Origin of the sequence: Paraeggerthella sp. (assembly GCF_048427265.1) — a bacterium.
Classification (GTDB): Bacteria; Actinomycetota; Coriobacteriia; order Coriobacteriales; family Eggerthellaceae; genus Paraeggerthella; species Paraeggerthella hominis.
The window spans coordinates 19,272-27,081 of record NZ_DBFOSR010000043.1 but is presented as its reverse complement, the minus strand read 5'-3'; the positions used below and the strand labels follow the sequence as shown (position 1 = coordinate 27,081).

The 7,810-nt window shown below is 65.4% G+C and carries 5 protein-coding genes; all 5 read left to right on the top strand.

Annotation, left to right across the window (positions count from 1 at the left end; all coding sequences use genetic code 11):
• Window positions 1–143: 143 nt before the first annotated feature.
• From lepB to ppdK, 5 genes are read left to right on the top strand one after another with little or no spacing between them, the layout of a single operon-like run.
• A complete protein-coding gene (gene lepB, locus ACMNI9_RS04520) occupies window positions 144–707 on the top strand; it encodes a signal peptidase I (RefSeq protein ID WP_216528595.1) in 564 nt (187 codons plus the stop codon).
• 48 nt (window positions 708–755) lie between these two features.
• A complete protein-coding gene (locus ACMNI9_RS04515; protein WP_418831028.1) occupies window positions 756–1,721 on the top strand; it encodes a glycine--tRNA ligase subunit alpha in 966 nt (321 codons plus the stop codon).
• Window positions 1,718–3,808: a glycine--tRNA ligase subunit beta gene (gene glyS, locus ACMNI9_RS04510; RefSeq protein ID WP_418831026.1), complete on the top strand. Its 2,091-nt coding sequence runs from the start codon at window positions 1,718–1,720 to the stop codon at window positions 3,806–3,808. Before ACMNI9_RS04515 ends, glyS begins: the two co-directional genes overlap by 4 nt.
• 4 nt (window positions 3,809–3,812) lie before the next feature.
• Complete coding sequence (locus ACMNI9_RS04505; protein WP_114565809.1) at window positions 3,813–4,697, top strand: pyruvate, water dikinase regulatory protein; 885 nt, start codon at window positions 3,813–3,815, stop codon at window positions 4,695–4,697.
• Between the two features lie 57 nt (window positions 4,698–4,754).
• The gene (gene ppdK / locus ACMNI9_RS04500) at window positions 4,755–7,493 is read left to right on the top strand and encodes a pyruvate, phosphate dikinase (RefSeq protein WP_114565808.1); all 2,739 of its coding nucleotides are present in this window, start codon (window positions 4,755–4,757) and stop codon (window positions 7,491–7,493) included.
• Window positions 7,494–7,810: the final 317 nt, after the last annotated feature.

The following is a 7,810-nucleotide window of genomic DNA, read 5'->3' as shown; positions in this document are numbered from 1 at the left end:
TTTCGCCCTCTTTCGCCCGGTGATCGGGATTTTTCTGCAAACTTTGTCGAACGGGTCGGGCGGGTCGCTCGGACGCGCTATCATAGGCACTCGTGATCTCATTCGGGCGCCGCGCGCCCGCATCGAAAGGATAAGCAGGCTTCATGAATTCCGGTCAGCACGCCGATCGTCAGCGTCCGAGCATACTCAGGTCGTTTTTCAGCCTGGTCATCATGGTGGCCTTCGTTTTCGGGCTGTCGTGGTTGCTAAGGACCTACGTGTTTCAGCCGTACGAGATTCCTTCCGGCTCCATGGAAGAGACCATCATGACGGGGGACATGGTGTTCTCCGAAAAGGTGAGCTACTATTTCCGCGAGCCTGCGCCGGGCGACATCGTGACGTTCCAAGACCCCGAGATTCCCGGGCGCGTCCTGATCAAGCGCTGCATCGCCGTGGGCGGGCAGACGGTCACCATCGACGACAGCGGCCTGGTCTACGTGGACGGCAGGGCGCTTTCCGAACCTTACACCAACGGCTTGCCGTCGTATCCGCTGGCAAGCGACGTCACCTATCCCTACACGGTTCCGCAGGGCTTCATCTGGGTGATGGGCGACAATAGGACCAACTCGCAGGACTCGCGTTTCTTCGGCGCCGTGCCGGTCAGCTCGGTTACGGGTCGGGGGGCGCTGGTGTACTGGCCTTTGAGCAATTTCGGCCTGCTGGAATAGCGGGCGTTCGAACACACTGAGGGATTCCGTACGAGGACAAGGAGAGCCATGTCAACCGAAACTGCAAACGCTTTGTCGCAGCAGCAGGGGGCTGCCGATCAGCTGCCGCCGACGTTCCAGGACGTCATCATGAACCTGCAGCGCTACTGGGCAAACGCGGGCTGCGTTATCCTGCAGCCTTACGACAACGAGGTGGGCGCCGGCACGAACGCGCCCGCTACCACGCTTCGCTCGTTGGGACCCGACACGTGGCGCACGGCTTACGTGCAGGGCAGCCGCCGTCCTACCGATGGCCGCTACGGCGAGAACCCCAACCGCACCCAGCACTACTTCCAGTTCCAGGTGCTCATGAAGCCCTCGCCCGACAACATCCAGGACCTGTACCTAGGCAGCCTGCGCGCCATCGGCATCGACGTGGACGCGCACGACGTCCGCTTCGTGGAAGACGACTGGGAAAGCCCGACGCTGGGCGCCTGGGGCCTTGGCTGGGAGGTGTGGATCGACGGCATGGAGGTGACCCAGTTCACCTACTTCCAGCAGGTCGGCGGCTTCGAGTGCAGCCCGGTCCCGGTGGAGATCGCCTACGGCCTGGAGCGCTTGACCATGTTCGTGCAGGGCGTGGACAGCATGTTCGACATCGTGTGGAGCCGGGGAGCCGACGGGGTGACGTTCACGTACGGCGACGTGTACCTGGAAAACGAGCGCCAGTACTCCAAGTTCAACTTCGAAGTGGCCGACACCGACTTCCTGTTCCAGGAGTTCAACGAGCGCGAAGCCGAGTGCAAGCGCACGCTCGAGGCCGACTTGCCGCTGCCCGCTTACGACAGCGTGCTCAAGTGCTGCCACACGTTCAACCTGCTCGACGCGCGCGGCGTGATCTCCGCAACCGAGCGCATGGCCTACATCCTGCGCGTTCGCACGCTGGCGAAGGCCGTGTGCGCAAGCTACATGGAGCACGTGGTGGGCATCAAGCCCGCCGAAGACGTCGAGGCAGGAAAGGAGGAGGCACGATGAGCACCCTGCATACGCTCGCATTCGAGATCGGCACCGAGGAGATTCCGGCGTTCGATCTGCACAAGGCAACGCTTCAGCTTGAGAAGCTGGTCCCGGCCGCGCTCGACGAAGTGCGCATACCGCATGGCGACGTGGCCATCTACACCACGCCCCGCCGCCTGATCGCGATGGTGTCCGACGTGGCCGATACGACCGAGGCCCTTGACGAGGTGTTCCGCGGTCCGTCCGCTAAGATCGCGTTCGACGCCGAAGGCAACCCGACGAAGGCCGCCGCCGGTTTCGCGCGCGGCAAGGGCGTCGACGTCGAAGCGCTCGAGCGCCGCGAGGAGAACGGCGTGGAGTACGTGTTCGCTGCGAGAAGCGTTCCCGCGCGCGACGTGGCCGAGCTGCTGCCCGGCGTGCTGGAGGGCGTGATCGAGGGCATCTCGTGGCCGAAGTCCTGCCGCTGGGGCACCACGAGCGAGTACTTCTCGCGCCCGGTGCGCTGGCTTGTGGCCATGCTGGACGAGCGCGTGATCCCCGTTTCCTTTGCGGGCTTGACGGCCGGCAACCTGACGCGCGGCCATCGCTTCCTGGCGCCCGGCCCGCACGAGGTGGCCACGGCCGCCGACCTGCTGAACGTTGTCGAGGCTGCGCATGTGGTGACGAGCGAACAGGCTCGCGAGCAGGTCATTCGCGTCGGCGTGGCGCAGGCCGAGGCGCAGACGGGCGCTCGCGCCGAGCTGCCTGAGAAGACCCTGCTGGAGGTCACGAACCTCTGCGAGCAGCCGACCGTGCTGGTGGGAACCTTCGACGAGGAGTTCCTGCGCGTGCCCGAGGAGATCATCGTCGACGCCATGCTCATGCATCAGCGCTACTTCCCGCTGTACGATGCGAACGACAAGCTGACCAACAACTTCATCGTGGTGAGCAACGGCGACCCGGCGCATGCTTCCACCATCATCGACGGCAACGAGCGCGTGGTGCGCGCCCGCCTGTCCGACGCCAAGTTCTTCTACGAAGAGGACCTCAAGCGCCCGCTCGAGGCATACGTCGATCGTCTGGACGAAGTGGTGTTCCAGGAAACGCTCGGCACCATGAAGGCGAAGACCGACCGCATCGTGGCGCTGGCGAAGCACCTGGCTTGCGACGCGCGGCTTTCCGAAGCCGACGCCGCCGACGCCGAGCGCGCCGCGTATCTGGCCAAGGCCGACCTGGTGACGAACGCCGTGGTGGAGTTCACCAGCGTCCAGGGCGTGATGGGGTCGTACTACGCCGAGGCCGCGAACGAAAGCGACCAGGTGGCACGCGCCATCGCCGACCACTATCGTCCGCGTTTCTCCGGCGATGAGCCGCCCGCGTCCAACGTGGGCAAGATCGTGGCGACCGCCGACAAGCTGGACACCATCTGCGGCCTGTTCGCGGTAGGCCAGGGTCCGACCGGCTCGTCCGATCCGTTCGCCCTGCGCCGCAGCGCCATCGGCATCGTTGCCATGCTCGAGGCGGGGCTGCCCGTTTCCCTGGCGGCAGCCGTCGATGCGGCGCTGTCCACCTACCAGGCGGCCGGTGTGGCGTTCGATCGGGACGCGGTTCGCGCCGAGGTGTCGGACTTCTTCGTCACGCGCACGAAGGTCATGCTGCGCGACGGCGGCTGCTCGCCCGACGCCGTTGATGCCGTGCTGGCCACGGGTGTGGAGGAGCCGGCGCAGATTATCGCCCGCACCCGCGCGCTCGAAGCGGCCCGCACCAACGCGCCCGACGCGTTCGACAATCTGGCCATCGCGTACGCTCGCGCCAACAACCTGCGCGACGCGAAGCTGGGCACCGACGTGGACGAGGCCCTGGCGGCCGACGCGGAGCGCGCGCTCCTGACCGCAACCGACGAGGCCGCCGCGCGCGTGTCCGAGGCGCTCGCCGCCGACGACTACGCCGCCGCGCTCGCCGCGCTTTCGGCTCTGCGCGCGCCGATCGACGCCTTCTTCGAGGACGTCATGATCATGGACGAGGACCAGGCGGTGCGCGAGAACCGCCTGCGCTTGCTGAACCGCTTCGTGGCCGTGTTCGCCCACGTGGCGGACTTCGGCAAGATGGCGAAGTCGGCCAAGTAGCGCCATGGGCGATTTCATCGTTCATGAGAACGCGACGCCGCTGCCCACCATCCATGTGGTAAGCGACTCGGTGGGCTTGACGGCTCAGGCGGTGGCCCGTGCGGCCGCCGCCCAGTTCGGCGTCACGAATCCCATCATCGAGGTGCTGCCGAAGGCGCGCACGTTCGAGGAGATCGAGGCGTTCATCGACGAGCACAGCGCTTTCCACCGGCAGCGCACGGGCGACGGCCGTATCCTGGTCTTCTACACGCTGGTGGACGCCGGCTTGTCGCGCAGGCTGGCGGAGTACGCCGCCTCGCGCGACGACGTAGTGGCCGTCGACCTTATGACGAGCGCCGTGGGGGCCATCGCGCGCATGACGGGGCTCGCTCCGTCCACGACGCCGGGCAGCGTGCACGTGGCCGACCAGTACTACTTCAGGCGGATCGAGGCCATCGAGTTCACCATCGCTCACGACGACGGCCGAAACCCGCAGGAGATCGCGCAGGCGGACATCGTGCTTTTGGGCGTGTCCCGCTCGTCGAAAACGCCGACGTCCATCTACCTTTCGCAGCAGGGCTACAAGGTGGCGAACATTCCGCTCGATCCCTCGACGGAGCCGCCGAAGGAGATCTTCGATGTGGAGCGCACCCGGCTGTTCGGGCTTATGACCACGGCGGAAGTGCTGGTGAGCATCCGCCAGAGAAGGCTCGGCCGTGCCGGCGGGGTGGCTTCGCGCTACGCCGATCCCGAGTTTGTCTACCAGGATCTGGAGAAGGCGCGCGCCCTGATGCGCAAACTCGGCTGCATTGTCATTCACACCGAAAATCGAGCCGTTGAGGAAACCGCTCAAGAGATTTTGCGCTACTATGAGCGCGTTCATCCGCCATCGGCTGATATGATGGGCTAGACCTGTGACTCAAGGTTCGAAACGGTAACGAAAAGCACTTCGGGTTAAGGAGAAAAAGTGACTGAAGAAGTCAAGCGAGTCTATGCGTTCGGCAAGGACGCTCAGGGCAACAACGTGACCGAGGGCAATACCAACATGAAGGCGATCCTCGGCGGCAAGGGCGCGAACCTTGCTGAAATGGCCAACATCGGTCTGCCCGTACCTCCGGGATTCACCATCACGTGCCAGACGTGCATGGAGTACGCCAATGCCGGCAACACCTGGCCCGAAGGCGCGCTCGACACCATCCGCGAGTACCGCGAGGATCTTGAGACCCGCATGGGCAAGAAGATCGGCGATGCCGAGGATCCGCTGCTCGTCTCCGTTCGCTCCGGCGCTCCCATGTCCATGCCGGGCATGATGGACACCGTGCTGAACCTGGGCCTGAACGACCAGTCCATCAACGGCCTGATCAAGCAGACCGAGAACCCGCGCTTCGCATGGGACTCCTACCGTCGCTTCATCCAGATGTTCTCCGGCGTGGTCATGGGCCTGGACGGCGACCTGTTCGAGAACGCCATCACCGCTATGAAGAACCTGCGCGGCGTGGCGTCCGACACCGACCTGACCGCCGAGGACCTGCAGGAGCTCGTGGCCGAGTTCAAGCAGATCTTCGCCGAGAACGTTTCCGCCGAAGCTTATCCGAGCCTCGTGGTGGACGGCGCGATGCAGTTCCCGCAGGATCCCATGGCCCAGTTGCAGCTTGCCATCGAGGCCGTGTTCGGCAGCTGGAACAACCCGCGCGCCACGCTGTACCGCAAGCAGAACAAGATCGCCGATGACCTGGGCACTGCCGTCAACGTGCAGTCCATGGTGTTCGGCAACAAGGGCAACACCTCCGCCACGGGCGTCGCGTTCACGCGCAACCCCGCTAACGGCGACAAGGAATTCTACGGCGACTACCTGGTGAACGCCCAGGGCGAGGACGTGGTGGCGGGCATCCGCAACACGAGCCCCATCGCCGAGCTCAAAGAGGTCGCGGGCCTGGAAGAGGCCGGTCGCGAGCTGGAGGAAGTGTTCGTGACGCTGGAGAACCACTTCCGCGACATGTGCGACATCGAGTTCACCATCGAGCAGGGCAAGCTGTGGATGCTGCAGACCCGCGTGGGCAAGCGCACCGCCGCCGCCGCGCTGCACATCGCCATCGAGATGGAGAAGGAGGGCCTCATCTCGAAGGAGGAGGCCGTCATGCGCGTCGATCCCGACCAGCTCGATCAGCTGCTGCACCCGCAGTTCGACAAGAGCGCCGACTACGACGTGCTGGCTCGCGGCCTGAACGCCTCTCCGGGCGCTGCCGTGGGCGAAGCCGTGTTCTCGGCCGTGGACGCCGTCGAGGTTTCCGAGGCTGGTCGCAAGTGCGTGCTGGTTCGCTGGGAGACCAACCCCGACGACCTGGCCGGCATGATCGCTGCCGAGGGCATCTTGACCTCGCACGGCGGCAAGACCTCTCATGCTGCCGTTATCGCGCGCGGCATGGGCACTCCGTGCGTGTGCGGTGTGGAGGCGCTGCGCATCGATGCCGAGAAGAAGCAGGCTATCGTGGTGGGCACCGACGTCGTCATCAACGAGGGCGACATGATCTCCATCGACGGCACGTCGGGCATCGTGGTGCTGGGCGCTGTCGACCTGGTGCTTCCCGAGCTTACCGGCGACCTGGACACCATCCTGGAGTGGGCTGACGAGTTCCGCACGCTGGGCGTGCGCGCCAATGCCGACAACCCCGAGGACGCCGAGCTGTCCCGCGGTTTCGGTGCTGCGGGCATCGGCCTGTGCCGTACCGAGCACATGTTCCTGGGCGATCGCAAGCAGATCATCCAGACCTTCATCCTGAACGAGGACGAAGCCGTGCGCGAGAAGGCCGTGAACGATCTTCTGGCTGCTCAAACGGGCGACTTCCTGGGCATGTTCGAAGCCATGGACGGGCTGCCGGTTATCGTGCGTCTGCTCGATCCGCCGCTGCACGAGTTCCTGGAAAGCCCGCGCGCCCTTGACGTGGAGATCGCCAAGCTGGAGGCTACCGGCGGCGACAAGGCGACTATCGCCGAGAAGCGCAAGCTCATGGAGCAGATCGACTCGATGAGCGAGGCCAACCCCATGCTGGGCCTGCGCGGCTGCCGTTTGGGCATCGTGTATCCCATCCTGCCGGTCATGCAGGTGCGCGCCATCGCCACGGCATGCGCCGAGCTCAAGAAGCGCGGCCTGGATCCGAAGCCCGAGATCATGATCCCGCTGGTGTCCGTGCTGCCCGAGCTGGAGAAGCTGCGTCGCGTGGCCGAGGAGGCCATCGCCGAGGTTGCCGCCGAGCAGGGCATCGAGCTGGACATCCCCGTGGGCACCATGATCGAGCTGCCGCGCGCTGCCGTTACCGCTGACGAGATCGCCACGCAGGCGGACTTCTTCAGCTTCGGTACGAACGACCTGACCCAGACGACGTTCGGCTTCAGCCGCGACGACGTGGAGGCCGAGTTCGTTCCGCAGTACCTGGCCGAGCGCCTGCTGCCGTACAACCCCTTCGCCACCATCGATCCGGGCGTTGCCAAGCTGGTCGAGATGGGCGTCGAGCTGGGCCACAAGGGCAATCCCGACATCGTGTGCGGCGTATGCGGCGAACACGGCGGCGATCCCGACTCCGTGAAGATGTTCCACAAGATCGGGCTGGACTACGTCAGCTGCTCGCCGTATCGCGTGCCGCTGGCTCGCTTGGCCGCTGGCCAGGCCGCCCTTGCCGAGAAGATGGGCGACGCGCGCGACAAGTAAGCGCCGTCAAATAGCGTGCATGCTCGAAGGACCCGCAGCGAACGTGTTGCGGGTCCTTCTGCGTGGGAGAGGGAGTAGCGCGCGCCTTCTTGGCGGCCTCGCGTTTGGACTCGAGCAATGCGGGGCCTGCTTGGTAAACCCGCGTCCGGGCTCGAGCGTTGCGGAGGGGGATCGCGCCTCGCGCGCCGGGGCCCGGATCCCGGCGGCGGTTGCGGTGACGGGGGAGGGGATTGCGCGCGAGAGACGCCGGGGTGCAAAGAAGAACGGCCCGGATTCCCAGGCCGTTCTTCAAGCAAGATGCATGTAGGCTGTCGGTT

What these genes read in the sequence shown, in the direction of transcription:
- ACMNI9_RS04505 (WP_114565809.1), top strand. Translation starts at nt 3,813, where the DNA reads ATGGGCGATTTCATCGTTCATGAGAACGCGACGCCGCTGCCCACCATC.
- glyS (WP_418831026.1), top strand. Translation starts at nt 1,718, where the DNA reads ATGAGCACCCTGCATACGCTCGCATTCGAGATCGGCACCGAGGAGATT.
- lepB (WP_216528595.1), top strand. Translation starts at nt 144, where the DNA reads ATGAATTCCGGTCAGCACGCCGATCGTCAGCGTCCGAGCATACTCAGG.
- ACMNI9_RS04515 (WP_418831028.1), top strand. Translation starts at nt 756, where the DNA reads ATGTCAACCGAAACTGCAAACGCTTTGTCGCAGCAGCAGGGGGCTGCC.